25 protein-coding genes are annotated in these 24,659 nt (G+C 71.0%); 10 read left to right on the top strand and 15 right to left on the bottom strand.

Going from position 1 to position 24,659, the window contains the following annotated elements:
- Positions 1–250 precede the first annotated feature (250 nt).
- From ACQPWZ_RS31460 to ACQPWZ_RS31445, 4 genes are all read right to left on the bottom strand, one after another.
- On the bottom strand, positions 251–883 hold the full coding sequence (locus tag ACQPWZ_RS31460; protein WP_356705677.1) for an aspartate/glutamate racemase family protein: 633 nt from the start codon (positions 881–883) through the stop codon (positions 251–253).
- A gap of 8 nt (positions 884–891) precedes the next feature.
- Positions 892–1,236 (bottom strand): GNAT family N-acetyltransferase, encoded by a 345-nt coding sequence (locus tag ACQPWZ_RS31455; protein WP_356705630.1) that lies wholly within the window; start codon positions 1,234–1,236, stop codon positions 892–894.
- Positions 1,237–1,293: 57 nt separating this feature from the next.
- Positions 1,294–1,710 (bottom strand): aspartate 1-decarboxylase, encoded by a 417-nt coding sequence (gene panD, locus ACQPWZ_RS31450; protein ID WP_356705629.1) that lies wholly within the window; start codon positions 1,708–1,710, stop codon positions 1,294–1,296.
- A gap of 206 nt (positions 1,711–1,916) precedes the next feature.
- Complete coding sequence (locus tag ACQPWZ_RS31445) at positions 1,917–2,579, bottom strand: O-methyltransferase (RefSeq protein ID WP_340476649.1); 663 nt, start codon at positions 2,577–2,579, stop codon at positions 1,917–1,919.
- Positions 2,580–2,650: 71 nt separating this feature from the next.
- Here ACQPWZ_RS31445 and ACQPWZ_RS31440 point away from each other — a divergent pair, with 71 nt between their 5' ends.
- Positions 2,651–3,301 (top strand): TetR/AcrR family transcriptional regulator, encoded by a 651-nt coding sequence (locus tag ACQPWZ_RS31440; protein ID WP_433573043.1) that lies wholly within the window; start codon positions 2,651–2,653, stop codon positions 3,299–3,301.
- Positions 3,302–3,402: 101 nt separating this feature from the next.
- Here ACQPWZ_RS31440 and ACQPWZ_RS31435 read toward each other — a convergent pair whose 3' ends face one another.
- Both ACQPWZ_RS31435 and ACQPWZ_RS31430 read right to left on the bottom strand, forming a co-directional pair.
- Positions 3,403–4,500 carry a winged helix DNA-binding domain-containing protein gene (locus ACQPWZ_RS31435; protein WP_433573042.1) on the bottom strand — a complete coding sequence of 366 codons (1,098 nt, stop codon included), beginning with the start codon at positions 4,498–4,500 and terminating at the stop codon, positions 3,403–3,405.
- Between the two features lie 146 nt (positions 4,501–4,646).
- Positions 4,647–5,081 carry a VOC family protein gene (locus ACQPWZ_RS31430; RefSeq protein ID WP_433573041.1) on the bottom strand — a complete coding sequence of 145 codons (435 nt, stop codon included), beginning with the start codon at positions 5,079–5,081 and terminating at the stop codon, positions 4,647–4,649.
- 157 nt (positions 5,082–5,238) lie between these two features.
- Here ACQPWZ_RS31430 and ACQPWZ_RS31425 point away from each other — a divergent pair, with 157 nt between their 5' ends.
- Positions 5,239–6,225: a helix-turn-helix transcriptional regulator gene (locus ACQPWZ_RS31425; protein WP_433573040.1), complete on the top strand. Its 987-nt coding sequence runs from the start codon at positions 5,239–5,241 to the stop codon at positions 6,223–6,225.
- A 94-nt stretch (positions 6,226–6,319) separates the two neighbouring features.
- Here the strand turns inward: ACQPWZ_RS31425 and ACQPWZ_RS31420 are convergent, their stop codons facing one another.
- Entirely contained in the window at positions 6,320–6,841 is a 522-nt protein-coding gene (locus ACQPWZ_RS31420; protein WP_433573039.1) for a hypothetical protein, read from the bottom strand.
- 100 nt (positions 6,842–6,941) lie between these two features.
- On the opposite strand from ACQPWZ_RS31420, the gene ACQPWZ_RS31415 reads away from it, so the two are divergent.
- Both ACQPWZ_RS31415 and ACQPWZ_RS31410 read left to right on the top strand, forming a co-directional pair.
- Positions 6,942–8,102: a hypothetical protein gene (locus tag ACQPWZ_RS31415; RefSeq protein WP_433573038.1), complete on the top strand. Its 1,161-nt coding sequence runs from the start codon at positions 6,942–6,944 to the stop codon at positions 8,100–8,102.
- Between the two features lie 134 nt (positions 8,103–8,236).
- On the top strand, positions 8,237–9,739 hold the full coding sequence (locus tag ACQPWZ_RS31410; RefSeq protein ID WP_433573037.1) for a hypothetical protein: 1,503 nt from the start codon (positions 8,237–8,239) through the stop codon (positions 9,737–9,739).
- A 43-nt stretch (positions 9,740–9,782) separates the two neighbouring features.
- Here ACQPWZ_RS31410 and ACQPWZ_RS31405 read toward each other — a convergent pair whose 3' ends face one another.
- Complete coding sequence (locus ACQPWZ_RS31405) at positions 9,783–10,301, bottom strand: DoxX family protein (protein ID WP_340476641.1); 519 nt, start codon at positions 10,299–10,301, stop codon at positions 9,783–9,785.
- Between the two features lie 208 nt (positions 10,302–10,509).
- On the opposite strand from ACQPWZ_RS31405, the gene ACQPWZ_RS31400 reads away from it, so the two are divergent.
- On the top strand, positions 10,510–10,932 hold the full coding sequence (locus ACQPWZ_RS31400) for a DUF350 domain-containing protein (protein WP_313948788.1): 423 nt from the start codon (positions 10,510–10,512) through the stop codon (positions 10,930–10,932).
- Positions 10,933–10,962: 30 nt separating this feature from the next.
- Here ACQPWZ_RS31400 and ACQPWZ_RS31395 read toward each other — a convergent pair whose 3' ends face one another.
- The 5 genes from ACQPWZ_RS31395 to ACQPWZ_RS31375 form a co-directional block, all read right to left on the bottom strand.
- Positions 10,963–11,712 (bottom strand): 2OG-Fe(II) oxygenase, encoded by a 750-nt coding sequence (locus ACQPWZ_RS31395; protein WP_433573036.1) that lies wholly within the window; start codon positions 11,710–11,712, stop codon positions 10,963–10,965.
- On the bottom strand, positions 11,709–13,172 hold the full coding sequence (locus ACQPWZ_RS31390) for an AlkA N-terminal domain-containing protein (RefSeq protein WP_433573035.1): 1,464 nt from the start codon (positions 13,170–13,172) through the stop codon (positions 11,709–11,711). The genes ACQPWZ_RS31395 and ACQPWZ_RS31390 overlap by 4 nt, the downstream gene beginning before the upstream one ends.
- A gap of 87 nt (positions 13,173–13,259) precedes the next feature.
- Positions 13,260–14,468 (bottom strand): NAD(P)/FAD-dependent oxidoreductase, encoded by a 1,209-nt coding sequence (locus tag ACQPWZ_RS31385; RefSeq protein ID WP_433573034.1) that lies wholly within the window; start codon positions 14,466–14,468, stop codon positions 13,260–13,262.
- The gene (locus ACQPWZ_RS31380; RefSeq protein ID WP_433573033.1) at positions 14,465–15,862 is read right to left on the bottom strand and encodes an FAD-dependent oxidoreductase; all 1,398 of its coding nucleotides are present in this window, start codon (positions 15,860–15,862) and stop codon (positions 14,465–14,467) included. The genes ACQPWZ_RS31385 and ACQPWZ_RS31380 overlap by 4 nt, the downstream gene beginning before the upstream one ends.
- A complete protein-coding gene (locus tag ACQPWZ_RS31375) occupies positions 15,859–17,328 on the bottom strand; it encodes an FGGY family carbohydrate kinase (RefSeq protein WP_433573032.1) in 1,470 nt (489 codons plus the stop codon). Before ACQPWZ_RS31375 ends, ACQPWZ_RS31380 begins: the two co-directional genes overlap by 4 nt.
- Positions 17,329–17,605: 277 nt before the next feature.
- On the opposite strand from ACQPWZ_RS31375, the gene ACQPWZ_RS31370 reads away from it, so the two are divergent.
- Positions 17,606–18,601, top strand: coding sequence for a hypothetical protein (locus ACQPWZ_RS31370; protein WP_356705676.1), 996 nt, complete (start codon positions 17,606–17,608; stop codon positions 18,599–18,601).
- 100 nt (positions 18,602–18,701) lie between these two features.
- Positions 18,702–20,231: an amino acid permease gene (locus ACQPWZ_RS31365; protein WP_340476636.1), complete on the top strand. Its 1,530-nt coding sequence runs from the start codon at positions 18,702–18,704 to the stop codon at positions 20,229–20,231.
- Positions 20,232–20,302: 71 nt separating this feature from the next.
- Here ACQPWZ_RS31365 and ACQPWZ_RS31360 read toward each other — a convergent pair whose 3' ends face one another.
- On the bottom strand, positions 20,303–22,426 hold the full coding sequence (locus tag ACQPWZ_RS31360) for a PQQ-dependent sugar dehydrogenase (RefSeq protein WP_433573031.1): 2,124 nt from the start codon (positions 22,424–22,426) through the stop codon (positions 20,303–20,305).
- 196 nt (positions 22,427–22,622) lie between these two features.
- Here ACQPWZ_RS31360 and ACQPWZ_RS31355 point away from each other — a divergent pair, with 196 nt between their 5' ends.
- The 3 genes from ACQPWZ_RS31355 (at position 22,623) to ACQPWZ_RS31345 (ending at position 24,252) form a co-directional block, all read left to right on the top strand.
- A complete protein-coding gene (locus tag ACQPWZ_RS31355) occupies positions 22,623–23,372 on the top strand; it encodes an SDR family NAD(P)-dependent oxidoreductase (RefSeq protein WP_433573030.1) in 750 nt (249 codons plus the stop codon).
- Positions 23,373–23,434: 62 nt separating this feature from the next.
- Positions 23,435–23,668: a hypothetical protein gene (locus ACQPWZ_RS31350; protein WP_313942828.1), complete on the top strand. Its 234-nt coding sequence runs from the start codon at positions 23,435–23,437 to the stop codon at positions 23,666–23,668.
- A gap of 251 nt (positions 23,669–23,919) precedes the next feature.
- Positions 23,920–24,252: a DUF3140 domain-containing protein gene (locus tag ACQPWZ_RS31345; RefSeq protein ID WP_340476633.1), complete on the top strand. Its 333-nt coding sequence runs from the start codon at positions 23,920–23,922 to the stop codon at positions 24,250–24,252.
- A gap of 132 nt (positions 24,253–24,384) precedes the next feature.
- Here ACQPWZ_RS31345 and ACQPWZ_RS31340 read toward each other — a convergent pair whose 3' ends face one another.
- Positions 24,385–24,573 carry a CsbD family protein gene (locus tag ACQPWZ_RS31340; protein ID WP_340476632.1) on the bottom strand — a complete coding sequence of 63 codons (189 nt, stop codon included), beginning with the start codon at positions 24,571–24,573 and terminating at the stop codon, positions 24,385–24,387.
- Positions 24,574–24,659: the final 86 nt, after the last annotated feature.

Below are 24,659 nucleotides of genomic sequence, written 5' to 3'. Positions count from 1 at the left end.
TTCGGGCTCCGGCGACGGGTCCGGGTCGGGGCCCGGCGGCCTCGGAATCGGGTCGGGCGCCGGCCCCGGCGGGGGCGACGGCACCGGCACGGGACCGGGCAGGGGGCCCGGTGTCGGGCCGGGCGGTCCCGGCGAGGGGACGGGTGACGGCGGTACGGGCGGCTGGGTCATGCCTGACCTCCAGGGTTCGGAGTCGTGCCTTCCCAATGTCTCGTGCTCCGCCTGCCCACGCGCGCCGGGTCCACACGCGTCAAGATCGGGAGTTCGCCGCCTCGACGGCCGCCCGCAGACCAGGCCGAGGGCTGGACAGGACGGGAAGGGCCGTTGTCGTACGGGCGGCGGCGTCCGCCATCGACGCCTGGGCCAGCACGACGACATCGGCGTCCCGCACGGCGTCGACCTCGGCGGCCACCCGGTCGAGATAGCGCTCCCGATCACCCGCGAGGAAGTGCTCCCAGGCCTCGCCGGCCAGGACCGTCCGCAGGTCGACACGGCGCCCGGCGGCCTCCTCACGGATGAGGGAGGCGGTGGGCTCCAGGGTGCTGTGCAGGGCGGCGACCACCACGATCCGCTCGTGCGCCGCCGCCGCGGCGGCCATCGGCCGGTCGACCCGCAGCACGGGTACGCCGGTCCGTACCGCTTGCCTCTCGGCCACTGCTCCGATCGTGGAGCAGGTGCACAGTACGGCCCGCGCCCCGCCGGCCACGGCCTCCCCGAGCACGGCGGCGACGTCGGCTCCGACAGCGTCGGGGCCCTGCGCCACCGCACGGGACAGCAGCTCTTCCCGTACGTAGTGGCGCAGCGGGACGCCGGGGTGGTCGGCGTCCCGCAGGGAGTCGAAGACCGGCACGTGGACCGGGGAGGTGTGGAGCAGGGCCAGCATGTTGTCGCTCACCAGAGGTCGGGGTTCGCCTTCAGCTGGTCCTCGGCGGCCACGACCAGTTCGGACGGGGGCGTGGGGCCCTCGTCGGGGTGCTTCTGCACCCAGCGGGCGGCGTACGGGCAGAGCGTCACGACGGGCACGCCCTCCCGCTCGGCGATCCGGAACAGTTCACGCACCAGGGCGCTCGCGATGCCCTTGCCCTCGTGCTCCGGCTCGACGATGGTGTGCACCGCGACGAGGGCCGGCGGCTCCGCGTCCAGGGTGAAGTAGGCGATGTGCCCGGTGACCTGGCCGTCCTCATAGGCCTCGAGGAGGCCCTTCGACCGGTTGTCGCGGATGTCGGGCTCGGACATGGCGGCGGCTCCCTCGCTCGGATCAGCTGTCTTATGGGTCTGTTGTCTGACGGGCGATCATGCTACGGCGTGGGGACTGCGCTCGGTGCCGCTGCCGGGCACGGGCGCGGCGGCGTCCGATCCGAGCTCGACGATGTGGTTGTGCGCGTCCACATGCACGACGGCGGGCACGAGCGCACGCGCCTCGGCGTCGTCGACCTGGGCGTAGCTGATCAGGATGACGAGATCGCCGGGGTGGACGAGATGGGCGGCGGCCCCGTTGATCCCGATGACGCCGGAGCCCCGTTCACCCTCGATGACATAGGTCTCGAGACGGGCGCCGTTGGTGATGTCGACGATGTGGACGAGCTCGCCGGGAAGGAGGTCGGCGGCATCCATGAGATCGCGGTCGACGGTGACGGATCCGACGTAGTGCAGATCGGCCTGGGTCACGGTGGCACGGTGGATCTTGGACTTGAACATGGTGCGCAGCATGGAGTGCTCCTGCAAGTAGGCTCCCTGCCTGCGTTCTTGCAGGTCAAGGGCTGTGCGCACACTTTACCCGCCGGTCGCGCGTCAGGGCAGGGTTCCCCGGGATCTCGCCGCACGCATGCCGATCGAAGCCGAGGGGGCCGGTGCGGCGGAGGCCCGCGCTTCGAGCGGCATCCCGCTGCCGCCTGCCGCGGGCCCCGCATCCGCGTTCAGAGACGGCAGCTGATCTCCATCCCGTCCTCCACAGGGAACGTGACGCTCTCGTAGCCGTTCCGGGAGTCGCGGACGTAGTCGAGGTACGGCGCCAGGTCCTCCAGGTCGACATCGTCGGCCACCACGAGCGTGCCCGGCGCCAGACGCGGTTCGAGGAGTCGCAGGACGGGCAGGCACAGGTCCTTCCAGCCGTCGAGGAGGACGAAGTCCGCTGAGGCGTCGAGGCCGGCGAGGGTGTCGCGGGCATCTCCTTCGAGAACGGTGATCAGGTCGTCCAGGCCCGTCTCGGCGAAGGTCCGGCGGGCGGCAGCGGCTTTGGCCGCGCTCAGTTCCGTACTGATCACCCGCCCTGTCCCGTTGTCGCGTACCGCGGCGGCGAGATGGAGCGTGGAGATACCGAAGGACGTGCCGAACTCGACGACCGTGGCGGGGCGGACGGCCCGGATCAGGTTGTAGAGGAGCCGGCCGCCCCGGGCGGAGATCGGCATGTACACCTCCGCCTTGGCGTCGGCCTGTTCCTGCGGGTCCGCCGGCGCGAAGCCTTCGGGCCAGGCCGTCCGGATGTTCCTGCTGATCGCCTCGTCCTGCTCCGCCTGCCGGAACATCCGATCGAGGGCGGAGGCGACGCGTGGGTCCTGGAGGGTGCTGGTGGATGTCATGCGCTCTAGACTAGACGCACCGTTGCGTTGAATCTAGAGGTTCTGGCCTACCCTCGCGTCAGGAGGCAGACATGGAGCGAGGCAGTACGGTCGCCGCGGTGGCCGGTCCCGAGCGGGCAGAGCGCCACCACGGGAACAGACACGGCCGCAGCGAGCAGGCACGCCAAGCGGTGCTGGAGGCAGCCGACGACCTCCTGGTCGAGAAGGGCTTCACCGGCGTCACCATCGAGGGCATCGCCGCACGGGCGGGCGTCGCCAAACAGACCATCTACCGCTGGTGGAAGACCAAGACGGACATCCTCCTGGACGCCTTTCTCCAGGACGCGGCCGAAGCCCTGACACCGCCGGACCACGGCGACCTCGCGCCGGACCTGCGCGCCCACCTTCGCCAACTGGCTCTGTTCCTCACCCGTTCCGACGCCGGCGCCGTCTTCAGGGCCCTCATCGGGTACGCCCAGCACGATCCCGCGTTCGCGGCCGTCCTCCGGTCCGGATACCTCGACGAGCAGCGCCGACGCGACAGCCTCCCGCTGGAACGCGCGGTACAACGTGGCCAACTCCCCGACGGCCTCGACATGGCGGCGGAGATCGACCGACTCGTGGGGCCGATCTACCACCGCGTCCTGGTGACGGCGGAGCCTGTCGGCCCGGCCTTCACCGACGGGCTCGTGGACGACCTCCTTCACCGCCTCACGGACGGAGCGAAGAGCGAGCCGGAGTAGACAGGGCGGTTCCCTACGGCGGTGGCGGTGTGGGCGCGCAGGCGTGGTCCGTTCGGGCCGGCTGCGGCAGTCCGGTCACGGGTCGCGGCCGGCCACCACGCTCATTCGTCGACGTCGACGACGCACACGCTGCTGATGTCCTCGTCCAAGAAGGCGGTCAGGGCATGGGCTTCGGCGCGGACGGCCTCGCCCTCCGGGGCGGCGAGGGGCCGGAGCGGGGTGATGTGAAGGTGCTCGTCGCGCACGGTCCAGGTGGCGCGGACGCGTCCGTCGACGAGGACGACGCGGTGACCCGCGACGGACAGGCCGAGGTGGGCGTCGTCGATGATGCGGCTGCGGTCGCGGTAGCCGAGGATCGCGTTGTCGAACGCCGGGAGGAAGCGAACGGGGGCGGGAGTGTCCTGGTGCGGGCGCGGTGCATCGGGCAGGTCGAGGAGCTCCCGGCCGCGTTCGTCGCGGAAGGTGACGAGCTCCTCCCGGACGGCTCTGACGGCAGCGGGAAGTCCGGCGAGACCGCACCAGGCACGCAGGTCCGCGGAGGCAGCAGGCCCGTAGGCGGCGAGATAGCGTCGCACCAATTGCTGCCCGACCGGATCGTTCTCGTCGGAGGGGAGCGGGTCGACGTCGCGGCCGAGCCAGGCGGCCAGCGGCAGATTGCGCACACCGGCGGTCGTCTGCCACAGACCGCGCGGCGGGAGCTGCGCCATCGGGATCAGGGCGGCCACGAGCAGTTCCCCGAGCGCCCGGCGCGGCGGGGCCGGCCAGCGGTCGTGGAGTGCCTCGACGAGTTGGGCCATGGTGCGGGGCCGTTCGTCGGCCATGACCGCACGGCCGGCCGCGGCGACCTCGTCCAGGTCGATGCCCGCGAGTTCGTGCCGGTACGTGGCCAACACCCGCTGGCGCAGCATCGGTTCATGGCGGGCCCGCCAGGCCAGTGCGTCCTCGGCGGTGACGAGATGGACCGTGCGGCGCATCAGGTGCGTGCGGACGACATCGGCGCACGTCAGCGCTTCGTCCAGTTCCGCGGGCTCGAAAGCGCGCAGCCTGGACCACAGTCCCACGAACGGTTCCTGAGGCTCCTGCGCCTGCATTCCGCACAGGTGCGCCACGGCATCGCACACGGACGTGTCCGCACGGTCGAGCAGGTACTGACGGGCGAGTGTCGCGCGGTTGAGAGCACGTGTGCCGAGTACCGTCATGGTGTTCCCAGGCCACCGCGTACCCGACCGGACAGCCTCAACTGTCGTGTGCGTACGGTGACCTGGCCCCCTTCCCCTCAGTTCCGTCCCAGGGCCGGCCACGGGAACGTGGCCGGCCCCGGCTGCCGTGTGCCGAGCCGGCTGGATCAGCCGTTGTACGGAGCGTTGTACGAAGCGGTGACGTCCAGGACCCAGGTCACGCCGAAGCGGTCGGTGAGCATGCCGTACAGCGGTGCCCACGGCGCGGCATCCAGGGGCCGCACCACCGTCGAACCCTGCGCAAGCTTCTGCCACAAGGCGCTGATCTCGTCGGCGTCGTCACCGCGCACGGAGACGAAGAACGGGTTCTCGCCCTGGTTCCAGGGCAGTTGTGAGGGCACGTCGTAGGCCATGACGCGGAAGCCGTTCTCCCCCACCACCTCACCCCACATCACCCAGTCCGCCTCGTTCTCGTCCTGGACGTTGCCGGCGTCCTTGTACGTGACGGTGACGCCGCGTCCACCGAAGACGGACCGGTAGAACCCCAGCGCCTCACGCGCGGCGCCCCGGAAGTTCAGGTGGGTGGTGGTCATGACGGACATGGCTGCTCCTTCGGACGGACGGATGTGCGCGGTAACGCACTGACCGAGCCACGGAAGGGGTGCCCTGACCAGGGCGGCGCACCCTCGGCGGCTCGGTCGCCACCGTTCCATGGGTAGCGGACAGGATGTGTCCTCTACTGCGGGCACAATGACGTCGGTGCAGACAACTTCCTCGCGACTGCTCGCGCTGCTCTCGCTGCTTCAGACGCGCCGCGCCTGGTCCGGCGAGGACCTCGCCGACCGGCTCGACATCACTCCGCGCACGGTGCGCCGCGACATCGACCGCCTGCGCGACCTCGGGTATCCGATCACCGCCTTCAAGGGACCCTCCGGCGGATACCGTCTCGACGCAGGCGCGCATCTGCCTCCGCTGCTGTTCGACGACGGCCAAGCCGTGGCTCTCGCGGTCGCCCTGCAATCCGTCGCCGCCGGGGACGCCGTCGCCGATGACGCCGCACGCGCCCTCAGCACCATCCGGCAGGTCATGCCACCACGACTACGGCACCGCACAGACATGGTGACCGTCACCGCTGTACACCCACCCGGAGACGGAGACGTCTCTCAGGTCGACCCTCAGACTTTCGTAGACCTGAGCGCCGCCATCCACGCACACGTGGAACTCCGTTTCGACTACGCCCAGGGCCCGGCAACCGCAGCCGAGGAACCCCGCCGGGTCCAACCGCACCATCTGGTCACCTGGCGCGGCCGCTGGTACCTCGCGGCCTGGGATCTGGACCGCGACGACTGGCGGACCTTCCGCGTCGACCGCATACGCCCCCACACCCCCACGGGCCCTCGCTTCGTGCCGCGCCAACTGCCCGGGGGCACCGTTTCCGCTTTCATCACCGACCGCTTCCGCGGCAGCGACGGCACCGGCACCGGCACCGATTGGCCGTGCCGAGGCGAGGTCATCCTCGACGTCCCTGCCACCGCCGTCGCCCCCTTCGCCCAGGACGGAATCGTCGAGGCACTCGCCCCCGACCGCTGCCGGCTCCTTCTCGGCTCCTGGTCATGGAACGGTCTGGCCGCCGCCATCGGCCGCTTCGACGCGGACATCGAGGTGGTCGGCCCGCCCGAACTCACGAGCGCGTTCGCCCAGCTCGCCACCCGCTGTGCCAAGGCGGCCGCCACCACCGCGCTGTGACCGGAGGCGGCTGACCAACCGCGCGAAGAAGCCCCGGACCACACCGGGGCTTCTCGGAGTTGAGACGGGTATCGCTACCTGCCGGCCCGGCCTCTCAAGCGGCATGACCCAGGCCGTAGACGGCGAGGCAGCCGAGGCCGACCACGGTGACGGAAGTGAAGGCGACCGCGGCCTGCCACAAGCAAGCGGGGACGCTCCCACCCTCTGCGTGCTCCAGTGCTCCATTGATCACGGCTGCGATCATCGCCCCGAGAAGCACCACAGTTGTCGGCAGGGACAAGGGATCGAGCAGCACGCTCAGACCGAGCGGCACTGTGCAGACGAATGCCACACCACCACGCTTGACGGCTTTGACCGCTGAGGCACCGTCATGCCGGTGCAGTATCGCGGCGACCAGCGCCACAAGAGCCGCAACCAACATCGCGGCCACCAGCAGCCAGGAGCTGGGGACTGCACTCCCGCTCGTTCCGACAGAGGTATCGACGGCTCCTGCGCCGGCGGTGAGACAGGGACTCATCACGTCCTCCTGATCCTCGGGCCCGGGCGGCGTTGGGAAGTCCGCCGAGGCGACGTAAGGGGAGGTCAACACGAGCGCCATCTGCCCCGCGATGCCCATTTTGGGCGTTCGGCACCATAGGCACTGGTCAGGGCTCTACATTTGGTCGTCCCGAGTCGGCCGAGTCGGCCGACTCGTACGGGAACGTGGGGAGATGAGCGTGGCGCGTTCCCAAGAGGAGCGGAACCCGGGGCCGTTCACCGAGGCGTTCCGGCTGTTGTACGGGTACGCAGGGTCGCCTGCTCCCAAGGACGTGGAGAGAAGGACGGGCGTCAACGCCACCACGATCGAAGGCTGGCTGAAGGAGGGGCACGCGCCGCGTACGGAGAAGGTCGTGGACGTCCTGAAGCTGCTCCTTCATTCCTCGAAGCGCGGGAACATCCCGTCCGAAATGCGGGAGTTGGATTACTACCTGGAGCGGCTACGGCAGCAGAGGTCCCTCAGACCGCCCCCGCGTACCGTGAGCCAGGACGCCAAGCCGACCACGGCCGTGACCACTCCCCTCGCCGGCGTCGAACCCGCCCCGCCCGCTGCGCCCGAGGCCGAACCACCTCCGGACACACAGCAGAGGTCACGTCGCAGGACGCTTGCGGTGGCGATCGTTCTGGCCCTCCTGCTCACCGGTGGGGTGTGGGGCGCCGTCCAGTTCCTCCCCGCCGGAGGGGACGACGACAAGGCGACGCCGCCGAAGGATCCTTCGGCCCGGGGCGCGACCGAGCCCCTGACGTTTGTCAGTGATGCCCCGGGCTGGGAGTGCGGCGACGCGGTCGTCGTGCCCCGCTCGGTCGGCACGGCGGGACTGGCGCCCGGCCCCCGGCCGGCGGACGGCGTCTCGGCGTCCGACACCGGCGTGGGTTTCACCGTCCAAGGAGTCGAAGGTCGGACCGTGACCCTTCTGGGGCTGACGGTCGACGTCGTCTCGAAGAAGGACCCCTTGCAGGGCACGCGCGTACCCGCGGTGTGTCAGGGCGATCCGCCCAACCGCAACCTCGCAGTGAACCTGGACGAGCGAACCCCACGCGTGGTCAAGGCGGACGCTCGCGAGGGAGACGGGGGAAGTGCCTCCGACACGGGCTGGCCGTACACCGTGAGCGGCAGCGATCCGGAGCACTTCGTCCTCACGCCCACCTCCCTCGACCACGATGTGACCTTCACGTTGCTGCTGCAGTGGGCCTCGAACGGGAAGCGGGGCCACCTGCGCGTCGACGACCAAGGACGGCCCTTCCGGACGACCGCCGTCCGCCGTGCGATCCCGCTGTGCCTCAACAGCACCACCACCCGCCTTCTGCCGGCACCGGATGGAGAGCCATGCGCTTCGTGAGCCCACGACCGGCCAGGTCCTCCCGAGCCGGCATCTGTCTGGTCGCCCTCTGCGTACTGGCGGCGTGCTCAGGGTCCGGTTCCGATGATGATCCCCCCGCGCCCTCGAAGGCCCCTACCTGGCAGAACGTCCCTGTGACCGACCTTCCGTCGGACTTCGTCGACTTCCAGCCGTCGTCCATGTCCGCCTCCGCCCACGGGTTCTTCGCCGCCAGCGGCTACCAGCCCAACATGTCCCTGGACGTGGCCCAGAAAGTGTTCACCAGCCGTGACGGGCGAAAATGGCGTGACCGCACCCCGAAGGACATGAGTACCGCGGCCACGGTTCAGTCGCTGGCCTCCCATGGATCGGCCACCTGGCTCCTGGGCGGTCACGGATTCTCGATCGCCCGTACGGCGCTCTGGACGACGGAGAACGACGGGTCCTCCTGGAAGAAGCCCGTTCTTCTGCCGGAGTCATCGGATGTGGAGCTGCCCGTGGCGATCGCGGCCGGGGACCGCGGGACCCTGCTGGTCACGAAGGTGACTCCGGGGCAAGGCAAACCCGATGAGCAGCAAGCGAGCATTCGGGTGTGGCTGGCCAAGAAGTCAGGCCCGCCGGAGAAGCTCTGGCAGACCCCCTGCATCGGCCACGAGGGCGACGAGGCCTCCGCGGAGGCCCTTGTCGCCGACGACGGCTTCTACCTTCTGACGGATTGCACCACCAAGGACTTCGTCCCCGCGGATCATCTCTTCAAGTCCACCGACGGCCGGAGTTGGAAGGCCGAGCCGCTGCCCGGTGACGGCAACGAGTTCGACCACATGGCACGCAACGGCAGCACGATGGTGTTGACGGGTGGCCTGGCCGCAGACGATGTCGAGCACATCACCGACCCTCGGACGTGGTACAGAAACGACAACGGCGAGTGGCACACCAGCACGCCACTGGACGTGGGGCGCCTGCCCGATGCCGGAGTCGTCTCGCGTCGCGCACAGGAGATGCTGGGCATCGCCGCGGCCGGAAGCGGCTTCGTCGCGATCGGATCCGCCCGGGCACCGGACAACTCGGCGTCCGGCGCGATGTGGTTCTCCGCCGATGGGGCGACCTGGGCCAAGCAGCCGACCCGGACCAACGGTTTCGACCGGCTGCGGTCGCTCGCCGCCCTGGCGACGCTGAAGACGACGATCGTGGTCCTGGGCTCCAACAAAGCCTGGGAAACCTCCGATCCGGCGCATGCCCGCATCTGGATCGGGGACATCGCGCCCGGACCTCGACGGCCGCCAACGCCGGCCGGCACCGGGCCGTTGGCGCAGTTCGTGGGGGCCTGGAGCTGGTCCGGCGCGACCATCACCATTGCCGCCAACGGATCCTTCGTCTACCGCTATACGACGCTGGTGCAGTGCTCCGATCATGCCCCTCCGTGTGACAACGGCACCGAGATGGGAGGCCGGGCCACGGGGACACTGCGCCCGGGCCGTACAGCCGGCGAAGCCGTCGGCACCGTGAAGGAAGCACTCGCCAACGATCCGGCAGGATCCACCGTCCGGATCACCCGTGAGCCCTACAGCGCCATCGACATGACGGTCAACAAGAACGGCTACGGCCTGTTCTGCGAGCCGGGCTCCAACCGTTGCGCCGGACACGTGGGAGCGGGATGAGGAGCAGAGGCGGGGACCGCGGCGGCCCGCGCAGGCGGCTCGCCTAGGACTCCGCAGCCCCTCGCCCCTTCGCCCGCCTCCCCACCACCACCGCCGCCCCCACCGCGCTCCCCACGAACGCCGCCGCCAGCGTCCAGCCACGGTCGAAGAGGTGTCCGCTGGCGTGGTCGAGGGAGTAGCGGCCCGGGCCGGCGAGGCCCACGGTTGCCGCGGTGAAGCCGAGGAACGCCGGGTACTCGAAGCCGCCCTCCTGGGCGAAGAACCCGGCGGGGGCGTGGACCGCCACCGCGCCGGCCATCGCGCCCGCCGCCGCCGCTCCGGCGGCCGGCGTGGCGAGGCCCAGCGCGAGCAGCACGCCGCCGCCCGCCTCCCCCAGCCCGGCGGCGATCGCGCTCTGACGGCCGGGGTGGTAGCCCATGGCCTCCATGCCCTTGGCCGTGCCGTCGATGCCCCCGCCGCCGAACCAGCCGAACAGCTTCTGCGATCCGTGCGCCACGAGCACCGTTCCGGTGCCGAGGCGCAGCGCGAGCAGTCCGAGGTCACGTCGGTTGAGGCGGGCCATGAGTGTCTCCCGGTGCTGGTGGGGCGCGAAGGGTGGAATGCCGCCGCGGAGGCGCATGTGACCACTCTCGTCCCGCCCGGCCGCCCACCCTCGGTACTGCTACTCCATACGGGTGCGGCGGGCGCCTGATCCACTCCGAGGGCCGTGCGGTAGATTTTGCGCGCCCTTGACCGGCATCAACCTCATCGACACGGAGACCGGCCCCTCAATGAGCGACATCGTCAACGGACTTGGCCGCGCGACCGCCTACGGCGCACTCGGTGTGGTCCTCCTGATCCTCGGGATCGTCCTGATCGACCTGCTGACGCCGGGCAAGCTCGGCCGTCAGATATGGGAGGACCGCAACCGCAATGCCGCACTGCTGCTGAGCTCCGCGCTCCTCGGTATCGGTGGCATCGTGTTCACCTCGATCTGGACGACCTACGACCACTTCGGCAAGGGCCTTGCCTCGACGGCAGCGTTCGGCCTCCTCGGTCTGGTGATGATGGCTGTCGCGTTTCTGGTGGTGGACCTGGTGACGCCGGGCAAGCTGGGCGCGACCCTCGTGGAGCCGGAGCCGCATCCGGCGGTGTGGGTGACGGCCTCGTGCAATCTGGCGGTGTCGGCGATCATCTCCGCGTCGATCGCCTGAACCGCCTGTCCGGCGTGACGCGAAGACTCGTCACGATGCGTCGTGGAACACGAGCCCCAGCGTGTGCCGCTCCCCCGACCTGATCGCGCTCACCCCGTGCCGTACCGGTGACGCCGACCAGCCGCGGCTGGAGCGGACCGGGCGGTCGCGGGTGGTGAAGATCAGAGCGCGGCCCTGCTCCAGCAGGGTCGCCGTGCCGCGGGACTGTGCCCGGGGCCGCTGTTCGACGAGGAGAAACTCGCCTCCCGTGTAGTCGGTACGGGGCCGGTCGAGGCCGATGGCCACCTGCAACGGGAAGACCGCTTCTCCGAAGACGTCACGGTGCAGGGCGTTCCAGTCGCCCGGCCCGTAACGCAGCAGAATCTGCGAGGACTTCGTCTGGCCGGCCTCGTGGCAGATCGCCAGCCAGTCGTCCAGCTCGTCGGGCCAGGGTGCCGCCCGGCCCAGGCGCTCGGCCCAGGCGCGCGCGATCGGCAGCAGCCGCGGGTAGAACGCGGCGCGCAGCGCCCGGACGGTCCGCGGCAGTGGGTCGGCGAAGTAGCGGTAGGTGCCGGAGCCGAACCGGTGGCGGGCCATGTCGACCGTGGACCGGAACCGCTCGGGCTCGTCCCAGAGGGCGGCGATCGCCCGGCACTCGGCCGGATCGAGGACGCGCGGCGTCAGGGCGCAGCCGTACGCGTCGATCTCCTCCGCGAGTGCCGTCCAGTCCGTCGTCGGGAGGGCTGCTTCGGTGGGGTGGGCTGCTTCGGTGGCGAGGGCTTCGGTGCTCCGCACGGTCATGGTGCGCTCCAGAAGTGGTGCATGGCGTAGGAACTCCAGGGCCGCCACGCCTCGGTGTCGGACGCCTGGGCGCCCGTCCGGCGCATGCCCGCACGGACGGCCGGGTCGTCGGTGAGGAGGACGTCGGGGTCGCCCAGGGCGCGCATCCGGATGTAGCCGGCCGTCCATCGGTCGATGCCCGGCAGGGCGAGCAGTCGGCGTTCGGCCTCGTCCCGGTCGGCGCCGGGGTCGAGCGTCACCGTGCCCTCGGCGAGGGCGGTGGTGAGGGTGGTCAGGGCGGCGCGCCGCGCGTCGGGCAGGTCGAGGTCGTCGAGACCGGCGTCCGCCAAGGTGGCGGCGTCCGGGAAGAGATGGGTGAGTCCGCCGCTCGGTTCGCACAGGGGACGTCCGTGTGCGAGGACGAGCGCGTGGCCGCGTCGGCGTCCCTCCGCGGTCGTCGCCCCGTGGCCGAGCACGGCGCGTACGGCGAGCTCGTGCGGGTCGGCCGCGCCGGGGGCGCGCAGTCCGGGGCGCGCGGCGACCAAGGGCGCGAGCGCCGGATCCGCTCCCAGGCGTTCGGCCACCGCGCACGGGTCCGCGTCCAGGTCGAACAGGCGGCGCACGCGCTGGGTGGCCGTCGTCAGGTCGCGAAGGTCGGTCAGATGCAGCCGGCACTCCAGCCAGCCGCCCGCGCCCGGCTGTTCACCGACTTCGGCCACACCGGCGCCGCCGGGCAGCCGCAGCGTGCGCCGGTAGGTACGGGACCCGCGTTCGCCGACGATCTCCTCGATACCGGGAACAGCACGGGAGGCGAGGTGATCGAAGACCTCGACGGCGGCGTAGGGACCGCGGTGGGCGAGCCGCAGGGGTACGCCGGCACGGCCGTTCGCCGCCGCGACGGGTCCGAAGCGTGAGGTGCGCCCGGGGCGGGCGGAGCGGATCTCGCTGGGCGTCGCCGCGTAGATCTCGCGCATGGTGTCGTTGAATTGCCTGACACTGGCGAATCCAGCGGCAAAAGCGATCTCCGCGGCCTGGAGGGTCGTCGTCTGGAGCAGTACGCGGGCGGTGTGGCCGCGTTGGGCCCGGGCCAGCGCGATGGGGCCGGCGCCGAGCTCGGCGTTGAGCTGCCGCTGTACCTGACGGGCGCTGTAGCCCAGTCGGCCGGCGAGCCCCGCCACACCCTCGCGGTCCACGATTCCGTCGCCGATCAGCCGCATCGCGCGGCCCACGACGTCGGCGCGGGCGTTCCACTCGGCGGAGCCAGGTACCGCGTCGGGCCGGCAGCGGCGGCAGGCTCGGTAGCCCGCGCCCTGGGCGGCCGCGGCCGTGCGGTAGAAGGTCACGTTCCGGCGCTTGGGGGTGATCGCCGGGCAGCTGGGCCGGCAGTAGATCCCGGTGGTGGAGACGGCGAAGAAGAAGACGCCGTCGAACCGGGCGTCCCGGCTGCTCACCGCCTCGTACCTGCTGTCCTCGATCGTCATACCGCCAGTATGGACACGGCCCGGGCGGCCGGGCCGGCGGAAATCGGACGTCACGTTCGGCAGGCTCGGACGAGCTGTCGGGTCCGGTCAGAGGCTGATCAGAACCGGGCCGCCGTCGGGGTCCAGGCCGTCGAGCCGGCCGGCTCGCAGATGCAGCGGGCGCCCCGGCCGGGCGGGCAGCAACAACTGCTGCCGGTGCAGTACCCGGCCGTCCTGGCTGACCAGCACGCGCGGTGGCGCCAGCGGTGTACGGGGTCGCAGTACGAACCGCACCGGCTGGGGACCGTGCGGGCGGACGATGTTCGGCACGGCCCACACCAGCGGATTCTCGACCCGTACGGGCAGCCCGGGCCCCGGCCACGGCTCGCCCGCGAGATGGCGCAGCACCTCCTCCGCGGCGGCGCTGCCCTCCTCGGCGGCGACCCCGGCCCGCTCACCGCCGTGCAGCAGATTCCCCGCGGCGAAGACACCGGGTTCGGCCGTGCGGAAGGCGGTGTCGACGGCCGGTCCGCGGGTGCCCGCGTCGAGCGTGATCCCGCCGCGTCTCGCCAGTTCGTGGTCGGGGATCCAGTCACCGGTGAACACGATCGTGTCGCAGCCGAGGGTGGCGGTCCGCCCGTCCTCGTGGCGCAGCCGTACACCGGTCAGCCGGCGCCGTCCGAGCAGTTCGACGACGTGCGTCCTGGCCAGCAGGGGGACGGCTCGGCGCAGGGACGGCACGGGGGTGCGGGGCTGTTCGGTGACCATGGCGACGGTCTCGGCGCCGCTCGCGCGCAGGGTGCGTACCGCGGAGAAGGCGACCGGTTCCGCGCCGACGACGACCGCGCGGCTGCCGACCCACTGGTCGTGCAGATGGACGGCCTGCTGGAGTTCGCCGGTGGTGAGGACGCCCGCGGGCCGGGTGCCGGGGACAAGCCGTGCGCTGCGCGGGCGTTCACGGGCTCCGGTGGCGAGGACCACGGCCCGTGCCGTGACGGTCTCCAGGCCCGCCGGTCCTACCGTCTCCAGCGTGCGCGGGCCCGCCCAGCCGGTGACGGTGACGCCGGTGCGCAGCCGGGCGCCGGAGCGTACGGCGTCGTGGACGAGCCGGCGGGCGTACTCGGGGCCGCTGAGCGGCCGCTGCAGATCGCGGAGCCCGAAGCCGCCGTGGCAGCAGTGGCGCGGGATGCCGCCGGCCTGCTGCTCGCGTTCGACGACCTCGACCCGGCCGGCTCCGGCGTCGGCCAGGCGGGTGGCCGCGGCGAGCCCGGCCGGGCCGGCCCCGACGATGAGGACGTCGACCGTGCGTACCGTCATCGCCGCTCCTCCTCGAACAGGGCGCGCACCGCGGGCCCGCAGAAGAATCCCTGGCAGCGACCGCCGCGGGCCCGGGTCCTCCGGCGCAGTCCGTCCAGGGAGCCGGGTGGGACGGTGCTGTTCAGCGCGTCGCGAATCTCTCCGAGGGAGACGCGTTCGCAGTGGCAGACGAGGGTGCCGTACGCCGGGTCGGCGGCGATGAGCTCGGCCTGCTGCCAGGGGCGCGGGAACGCCTCGCCGAGGTTCGGCATCCGCACCGGTTCCAGGTCGCGGGCCGGACCGGGGTCGAGGCCCACGTCGGACAGGAGGTCCATGACGTACGCGGCGATGGCCATGGACGCGGTCAGACCGGTGGAGCGGACTCCTCCCACGGTGATGTACCGCTGCCGGGCGTGGGCGCGCACCTGGAAGTCGTCGTGCTCGGTGGCGGCGCGCAGCCCGGCGTAGACGGCGGTGACCTCCTCGGTCACCAGCTCCGGCAGGATCCGCCGGCCCTGCTCGCGCAGCAGCGCGAGTCCTTCGGCCGTGGAGCCGGTGGCCTGCTTGTCGTCCAGGTCTTCGGCGGTCGGGCCGAGCATGACATTGCCGTACACGGTCGGGGACACGAGCACGCCCTTGCCGAGGGCGGTCGGCACCGGGAGCAGGATGTGGCGGACGAGTTGGCGGGCGAACTTGTCGAAGACGATGAGCTGACCGCGGCGCGGGGTGACGGTGAAGGTGTCGTGGCCGAGCTGCCGGTCGAGTTCATCGGCGTACAGGCCGGCGGCGTTCACGAGGAAGCGGGTGCGCAACAGGCCGCGGCTGGTGGCCAGTTCATGGTGGGTGGTGCCGGTGACGCTCTGCACCCGGCAGTTGAGATGCAGGTCGACACCGCCGCGGACGGCCTGGGTGGCGTAGGCGAGGGTGGTCGTCCACGGGCAGATGATGCTCTCACCGGGGACGTCGAGCGCGCCCAGGGCGCCGGGTCCGAGGTGCGGTTCGCGGCGGCGCAGCTCGTCGGCGTCGATCAGGCGGGCCTCGTGGTAGCCGTTGCGCTCGGCCTTGGCGGCGAGCGCCGGCAGCGTGTCCAGCTGCGCCCGGTCCCAGGCGACGAGGAGGGCACCGATCGGTTCGACGGGGATACCGGCCTCGGCCGCGTAGGCCGCGAGCCGGCGCTGTCCGTCGCGTACGAGCCGGGCCTCCAGCGAACCGGGCACGGCGTCGAAACCGGTGTGCAGGATCGCCGTGTTGGCCTTGGAGGTTCCGTTGCCGACGTCGTCGGAGGCGTCCACGAAGGCCGTACGCAGCCGGCGGCGGGCGAGCTCGCGGGCGATGGCCGAACCGACGACTCCGGCGCCGACAACGATCACGTCGTAGAGGGAGTCCGGCAGTTCGCCGGCGGTGGTGACGGTCATACGCCGGCCGTCCCGGCTCCCTTGGCCGCCGTGGGCGTACGGTCCAGCAGCGCGGCCACTTCACCGCGGAACCGGCCGAGGCGTTCGGCCGCCTGCGAGGCGCTGATCCTCGGTTCGTAGACGGCGGAGGGCCGCCAGGCCGGCACCACCTGGTCGGTGGTCAGTGCGGCGTCCATGCCGAGCCGGGCGACGGCGCCGACACCGAGCGCGGTGGCATCGGGCAACGCCGATACCTCGACCGGGAGTTGCAGCAGATCGGCCTGGGTCTGCATGAGCAGCGCGGAGCGGGTGAGTCCGCCGTCCACCCGCAGGCCGGCCAGTGGCCGGCCGAGGTCGGCGGCGACCGCGTCGGTCAGTTCGACCACCTGGGCGGCGATGCCTTCGCAGAGTGCGCGCACAAGGTGCCCTGGGCCGGTGTCGAGTCCGAGTCCGGTGAGTGAGCCGCGCAGGTCGCCCCGCCACCAGGGGGCGGCGAGTCCGGCGAGCGCCGGGACGAAGGTGACGCCACCGCTGTCCGGCACGGACGAGCCCACCGGGTCCAGGTCGGCCGCGCCCGCGATCACCCCCAGACCGGTGAGCCAGCGGACGGCGGACGCGGCCGTGTAGACCTGTCCGTCGAGGCAGTAGCTGGTGTGTCCGCCCAGTCGCCAGGCGACACAGCTGACCAGGCCGCTGCCGGTGCGGCGCGGGCTCGATCCGGTCTGCGCGAGGAGGAACGCCCCTGTGCCGTAGGTGCACTTGGCACTGCCGGGTTCGGTGACGCTCTGCGCGAGGAGGGCCGCCTGTTGGTCGACGAGGAGCCCGGTCAGCGGGATGCCGTCGCCGAAGGCGGTGGTGATGCCGACGGGTCCGTCGGCGTCGACGACCTCCGGCATCCGTTCGCCGTCCAGGCCGAAGATGCCGAGCGCTTCCGGCGACCAGGCGACCTTGTCGAGGTCGAGGAGCTGGGTGCGGCCGGCGGTCGCCGCATCGGTGACGAAGGCGCCCGTGAGCCGGTGGACCAGCCAGGCGTCGCTGGTGGTGACGACCCCGTCCCGGGTGCGTTCGCGGCGTATCCACGCCATCTTGGGCGCGGCGAAGTACGGGTCGAGGGGCAGGCCGGTCAGCCGGGTCAGTTCATCGGCGCGCGGGGCGAGTTCCTCGCACAGCGGCTCTGCCCGCCGGTCCTGCCAGACGAGGGCGTCGGTGAGCGGTTCGCCGCTCGCGGGATCCCAGGCCAGCACCGTCTCGCCCTGGTTGGCGAGCCCGATCGCGTGGACCGGTTCACCGGCGTCGGCAAGGGCCTGGCGGCCCGCGTCGACCACGGATGTCAGCAGGCTCATCGGGTCGACCTCGACACTGCCGCCCGCGCCGTAGCGGGGTTCCACCGCCGCCGATCCGGTGCCGATCACTCCGCGTTCGGGGCAGATGACCAGCGCTTTCGTGCCGGAAGTGCCCTGGTCTACGGCAAGCACCGGGCCGGTCATCGGCCACCCGCCCCTCGCTGGAAGGAAACCTTGATCGTGGACGAAAGAAGCGTGGATCAGGGCACGTCGGTCGTCAAGTAACGATCGAAACCGTCCACAGACCGATACTTCATCAACTTCTTGTCGTCATCGAACAGTTGAGTAAGATCGGCGAAACTACGGGCCGTGGTGCGAGACCTACACTCCGGCCCCAACCCCCCACTGTCCCAAGAGGACCCATGACGACCAGAATGCGACATCCGCGCCGTTGTACACCGACGGGGGCGGCTACGCGCTGATGGCCCAGGACCAGAACCGCCCGGTGTACCACCCGGCGGGTCACGACAATGAACTGCGCGCCGCCATGCAGGACTTACGCACCGGGCGCTGGCTGTCCATGCGGAATCTGCTGGCCTCGACCTCCGACTGGGGCCTCTGGACGCAGCGGACACAGGTGCTCGCCGCGGTGGCGGCCGGCTCCGACGCCGTACAGGCCTGGCGGGCCGAGGAACCCCACTCCCTCGCCGCGACGGTGATGCACTGCCGGATCTCCGTCGAACGGGCACTGCGGGCCCACCGCGAGCAGCACCAGCGCACCCAGGACCTGTGGCACGAGGCGTGGGAGGCATGCCGGATCGCCGCCCACCAGGGACCCGACGACCCGGTGCCGTGGGTGTGTCTGCTGGCCCTGGCCCAACTCGACGAGAAACAGCGGCTGGAGGAGCACCGGCAGATCCCGCCGGGCCCCATGCTCTTCCGCGGACCGTGGGGCCTGCTGTCGGAGGCCCACAAACGGGACCCGCACAACCGCGAGGCGTACCACCGCATGCTGCAGTTCGTGTACGCCCGCAAGTCGGGCGGACATCTGTCGGAAGCGGTCAACTTCGTGCAGTGGGCGTCCTCCGCCGCCCCGACCGGTTCCGCTCTCCTCGCCCTTCCGCTCTATGTCCGCGTCGAGCGCTACCGCCGCGACAACGGGCATGAGCGTGCGCTGGACCTGCACTGGGTGACGGACGACGCCACCCGGGAGGCCACGCGGGCGCTGGACGGCTGGTTCGACCATGTGAACCCGGCCCTGTCCTCGCTGCTCGACCTCAACCACCTCGCCCACGCGCTGTGGGGCTCGGGCCAGTTCGCCGAGGCCGCGCGGGTGTTCGAGGCGTTGGGCCCGTACTACACGGCACCGCCCTGGTCGTACCGCACCCAGAGCCCCGGCGACGCGGGCCTGGCCGAGGAAGTCTTCCTCCGTGCCCGCGGAAGATGTCTGGCCGCCGCGCACGAGGCAGGTACGTAGCCGAGCGCTGCCGCCGTCCCGTTCCGCCCCCCTCGCACCACAGCACCTCCCCTTCGCCCTGTCCGCTCAGTGCATCTTCCTTTCCCCCGGAGGTACAACGATGTCCATATCCCCGCCCAGGTGGTCGAAGTCGGACCCGTCGCCGCCCAAGGACGAGGAGGAGCGGCTGCGGGAACTGGGCTACCAGCCGGTTCTGGCCCGCCGTATGGGTGGCTTCGGCAACTTCGCCATCAGCTTCTCCGTCATCTCGATCCTGTCGGGATGCATGACGCTGTACGGCTTCGGCCTGAACACCGGCGGACCGGCGGTGATGCTCTGGGGCTGGGCGGGCGTCGGCCTGTTCGTCCTGTGTGTCGGTATGGCGCTGGCCGAGGTGACGAGCGCGTACCCGACCTCCGGTGCGCTCTACTACATGGCCGACCGGCTGGGCGGTCGCAAGTGGGGCTGGTACACGGGCTGGCTCAACCTGCTGGGCCTGCTGGGCGCGATCGCCGGTATTGACTACGGCTGCGCCCTGTTCACCGGTGCCTTTCTGAATCTTCAGTGGGGTTTTGACCCCACACCCGGCTCCACCATGATCATTTTCATGTGCATTCTGCTGATCCACGCCACCTTGAACCTCTTCGGCGTACGGCTGGTCAGCCTGCTCAACTCCGTCAGCGTGTGGTGGCACCTGGGCGGTGTGGCGATCATCGTCGGCGCGCTCGCCATCGTGCCGTCGAACCACCAGTCCCCCGAGTTCGTCTTCACCGAGTTCGTCAACAACACCGGCTGGGACAGCCCGATCTATGTGGCGGCGATCGGTCTGCTGCTCGCCCAGTACACGTTCTCCGGCTACGACGCCTCCGCACACCTCTCGGAGGAGACCTCCAACGCCTCCGTCTCCGCGGCGCGTGGCATCGTCCGCTCGATCTGGGTCTCCTGGATCGCCGGATTCGCGCTGCTCGCGGGTCTGACGTTCGCCATCCAGGACTACGCCGGCACCCTGGACAGCTCGACCGGCGTACCGCCGGCGCAGATCCTGCTCGACGCGCTCGGCACCGGTGGCGCCACCGCACTGCTGCTGGTGGTCATCGTGGCGCAGCTGTTCTGCGGCAACGCCGAGGTGGCCGCGGCCAGTCGGATGGTCTTCGCCTTCAGCCGTGACAACGCGCTGCCCGGGTCGGCCATCTGGCGCAAGGTCAGCAGCCGCACCCAGACCCCGGTCCCCGCGGTGTGGCTGTCGGTCGGCTTCGCCTGCCTGCTCGCCCTGCCCTCGCTCTACTCCACGACGGCCTACGGCGCGGTGACGGCGATCAATGTCATCGGTATCACCCCGGCGTACGCGATCCCGATCTATCTCAAGCTGCGCGCCGGCGACCGCTTCGAGCCCGGCCCGTGGAGCCTGGGCCGCTGGAGCAAGCCGATCGGCTGGATCGCCGTGGTCTGGGTGGCGTGTGTGACCGTGCTGTTCTGCCTGCCGCAGTCCAGCCCGGTGACGGGCGACACGATGAACTACGCCTCGATCGCGCTGGTCACGGTGCTGGTCCTGGCGACCGTGTGGTGGTTCGTCGCGCGTCGCTCGTACGGCACACCGCAGTCGTACGGCACTGCCCGTGAGCAGGCGGAGATCTCCGACCAGATCGTCTGACACTTCCGCCGCATCCTTGTGGGCCCCGTCCGGGCGGACGGGGCCCACAGGTGTGCCGGGACGCCGGACGGCTACTGACGTGCGCGCTGTCCGGAGACCTTCAGATTCCGCAGACTGCCCACGTTGTCGAACGAGCCGAAGCCGACCCGGCCCGCGGCGAAGGTCGTGTCGACGGCCGTCATCAGCGGGTGCTTCGAGCCGTCGACGTAGACCGCGATCTCGCCGCTGTCGGCGCAGTGCACCACGCGGACGTCGTGCCAGGCGGCGTCGGTGACGGCGGGCGGCGCACCGGTCGATCCGTTCCACTGGTGGTCGAGCCGCACACGGTCGGCGTCATTCACCACGAAGATGCCGTTGTGCGGGTAGATCGTGTTGTCGGACGACAGATGGGCGTAGTAGAACCGGGTGTCCGACTGGTGGCCGAAGACGATGATGACATCGCGGTTGCTGATCTCGACCGGTGTGTCGAGTCTGACCTCCGCGTCGATGCGGGTGCTGCCGAAGCGCGGCCCGGCGTTCAGTACGGCGTACTCGAACGGCCTGCGCGGGCCGGGACGGGCGGAGCCGGCTTCGGCGAGCGTGACCCGGCCGTGCGGGAAGGTCCACTTCGCCGGGGTCACCGGCGCCCAGTTCCGCTGCCCGGTCACGTGCGTCAGCGTGGTGCCGCTCGTCCGGCAGTCGGCGAACTGCCGTGTCCCGGTGACCTTCCAGATCTTTCCGTTCGCCTTGGACAGCAGATACAGCTCACCACGGGCGTCCTGGCCGAACCGGATGTCGACCCGGGAATCCCCGGCCAGTTCCGGCATGGTGACGCGCTTGCCGGTGCGGTCGAAGAGCATCAGCCGGTAGGCGTCCGCGAGGCGGTCCGAGCCGCGGCGCATCTCGCGCGTCTCCGAGTACAGCAGCCGGCCGTCCACCAGGTCACCGTAGAGGTACTTGCCGCGCAGCGCCGGGGCGAGGGAGCCGCGGTAGACGAAGCCGCCCACGATGGCCCGGCCGAGGTCGGACCGGCAGTTCCAGCCGGCCGGCGGGTCGTGGTCGTACGCGGCGACCGGGTAGGTGTAGCCGTACGTCGCGTCGTCCGCGGGGAGCGGCAGCAGCCGGTCACAGGGGTCGGCGGCGGCCTTGTCGTAGACGAAGGCTCCCTCCCACTCGCTCCAGCCGAGATTGTCCCCGGCCCGGACCTCGTAGACGCCCTCGACGGCGTGCTCCCCGATGTGTCCGAGGTAGAGGCGGTGCGGAGAGGCGGCGTCCCAGCTGAAGCGGTGCGGGTCGCGCATGCCGTACGCGTAGATCTCGCCGAGCGCGCCGTCGGTGCCCACGAAGGGGTTCGACGCGGGGATGCCGTAGCGGCCGTTGGCGCTGTCGCGTCCGCGCGGGTCGATCCGGAGGATCTTGCCGTGCGGGAGGGACAGGTCCTGCGGCTCGCCGTTGTTCACTCCCTGGGCGCCGTCGCCGGCGGCGATGTAGAGCAGCCCGTGGTCACGGTCGCCGGGTCGGGACGTCGGGTTGAAATCGATCTGCTGGATGCCGTGCCCGCCGCCGGAGAACCCGATCCGGAGCACCTCGCGGCGGCTGCCGGCGAATGTGCCGGCGGCCGGGTCGTCGGCGGTCCACTCGGTCACGACGCCGTGGTAGTTGGTGGCCGCCTGCTGGACGTAGTCGGGCCGCGCGGTCGTGGCGTCCGCCTTCTCGGTGTGGACGGTGTAGAACCTGCCGGTGCTGCGGAAGTCCGGGGCGAAGGTGGCGAACCCGAAGCCCGACCCCATGCCGCTGCTGGCGAAGAAGGCGGGGCCGACGGCGGCCGCGACGTCGAGATAGACGTGCGGCCGGCCGTTCTCGACGAGGTAGAGCCTGCCGTTGAGGTCGGGGACGGCCATCCGGCCGGAGCGGTCGGGCAGTTCGCTCAGAAAGCTGATGCGGGCGTGGCGGCGCAGCCGCGGGTCGGTGACCGGACCGGGCACGGGTTCGGTCTTCGGGAAGGCGGCGTACTCCTCGACGACCAGACCGAGACCCGATTCGACCGGTTGCCGGGGGACGGGGTCCCGGACCGAGTCCACGGCCTCCGCGGCTCGCGCCGTGAACGGGGTCGCGGTGAGCACCGGGACCAGGAGGGCGAGAACCATGAGGGCGAGGAGGAGGGGAGAGCTGCGAAACGATCTGCTGTTGGGCCTGCTGCCGAGCTGTGCGGGCACCGCTGGTCTCCTTAGCGCGGGGAGGAGCGAGGGGCGCATTCATGTAAGCGATGTCCGCGTCCTTGAACAACCGTCATGCACATATCAGTTGACGTCCGCGGTGCATCCGGCTCGAACCTTGACACCACTTCGGCCGATACGTAACTTCCGGTACACGGACAAGACTTCTGGTCACATAGAAGAACGGCGGGGTGCGGTGGGTCCACGGCAGATCGTGGTGTCGGGCGGCGGTACGGGAATCGGGCTCGCCGTGGCCGGGGCGTTCGCCGCGTGCGGCGACCGGGTCACCCTCCTCGGGCGCCGCGAGGAGGTCCTGCGTGCGGCGGCGGACAAACTCAACGCCGCACACGGCGAGTCCACGGTGAGCTGGTGCCCGGCGGATCTCTCCGAACCCGAACAGGTGCGCCGCGCCGCCCGCTTCATCGGCGAGCACACCGACACGGTCGACGTCCTCGTGACGAACGCGGGTGGCAATGTCGCCTCGTCGCACGACGGCACGCTGGAGGGCATCGCCGACGGCTACCGCCGCAACTTCGCGGCGAACGTCCTCACCGCGGTGCTGCTCACCGAGGCACTGCTCCCCCAGCTGCGGCGACCCGGCGGCCGGATCGTCCATCTGTCGTCGATCGCCGCCCTGCGCGGCCCGGGTTCCTACGGCGGGGCCAAGGCGGCCGTCAACACCTACACCTTCGAACTCGCGCAGAAGCTCGGCCCTCAGGGCATCACCGTCAACGCGGTCGCCCCCGGCTTCGTGACGGACACGGAGTTCTTCGGCGACCGCGCGACCTCGGAGTTCGTCGCCTCCCGCGTACGTCAGACACTGACCGGCCGGCCGGGCCTTCCCTCGGAGATCGCGGCGCTCGTGATGTACGCCGCCTCACCGGAGGCGGCCTATCTGACCGGCCAGATTCTGCATATCAACGGGGGTGCGGCACTCGGCCGCTGATCGATTGTCAGTGCCGCGCGAGATGCTGGACGGTCCGACACCTCTCCTAGGGGGGAACTGACATGACCGATCCCGAACTCGCGGCGGCGCAGGCGTACGTACGACTGCTGCAGACCACCCGGGCCGTGCTCGCCGACACGGAGCAGCCCATCGTTCCGATGCCGCTGCTGATGGCCCCGATCGCCGAGGCGGACGACGCACTGGACGCGCTGGGCATGGCGGGGAACGAGGCCGGCTTCTTCCGGCTGGTGGCCAGACTGCAGCCGGTGCTGTACGAGGATCAGCGGGTGACCTGACCCGCCGGGGCGCGCTCGGGCGCGAGGCGGCTCCGGCATCCGGGCTCGGGCATCCGGGCGCGGGCAGAGCCGGGCGCGGTCGGCCGGGCGCGAGGCGGCTCGGCCCCGAGGTCGCGAGGCTGCTCCGCCGCGTCCCGGCCGCGTCCTCCCGCGGAGAGGGACTCCGCGGATGCCCGCCACGCCGTCCTTCTTCCGTGTGTGTCGTGCGGCACAGGTGTTTGACGTGCGGCAGAGCGGTCACCCGTGACGTCATGGGCGAACTGAACCCACTCGAAAGCCAGGCACTCTGGGAGGAGTTTCACCAGTTGGTGAACATGACGTCCCAGGAGCTGACCGCATGGCTCAGGACCAGCGAGGCGGCCGAGACGGCCGAGACGCTGCCCGAGTCCGCGGGTGCGGCCACCGGCCTCCAGGTGGTGGCCCTCCTGCACAAGCGGCGTGCCGATCTGACCGACGAGGACGTGCAGCTGATGCTGCGGGTCGTGGAGGAGATCGAGGACCAGCAGGAGCGGGCATCCGACTCCGATGACGAGCGATGGCGGCAGGGCCTGATGACTCTCGGGCACGACCCGCTCAAGCCCTGAGGGGCGTACGGCGGCCCGGCCCGGTCACCGAACCCGGCCCCACGTGGGCGCGGAGCCCCGGTCCCGCACAGCTGTGCCCCCAGAACACGTGTGACACGCGTTCCGGGGGCACGATGCCGCTGGGAGCCGCCGTCAGCGGCCCGACGGCCGCTTCATGCGCTCGCCGGCCCGCTCGGCGGTCCGCTCGACCTGCTCGTGAGCCTTGCCGGCCATCTGCTCGCCGTGGCCCTCGGCCTGCATGCCACGGTCGCCCATGGCCTTGCCGGCGGTTTCCTTGATCTTGCCCTTGGCCTGCTTGCCCTTGGCCTTCGCCTTACCCATGACGTTTCCTTTCGTGCGTTGCACAAGGAGATGAATCGACATATTCACACTGACCCCATCACCCCCAGTGCGCAAACGGACACCGA

The organism is Streptomyces sp. CA-251247, assembly GCF_050952975.1.
Taxonomy (GTDB): Bacteria; Actinomycetota; Actinomycetes; order Streptomycetales; family Streptomycetaceae; genus Streptomyces; species Streptomyces achmelvichensis.
Note: the sequence above shows the minus strand (reverse complement) of the source record. Positions and strands in the feature narration are given on the sequence as shown.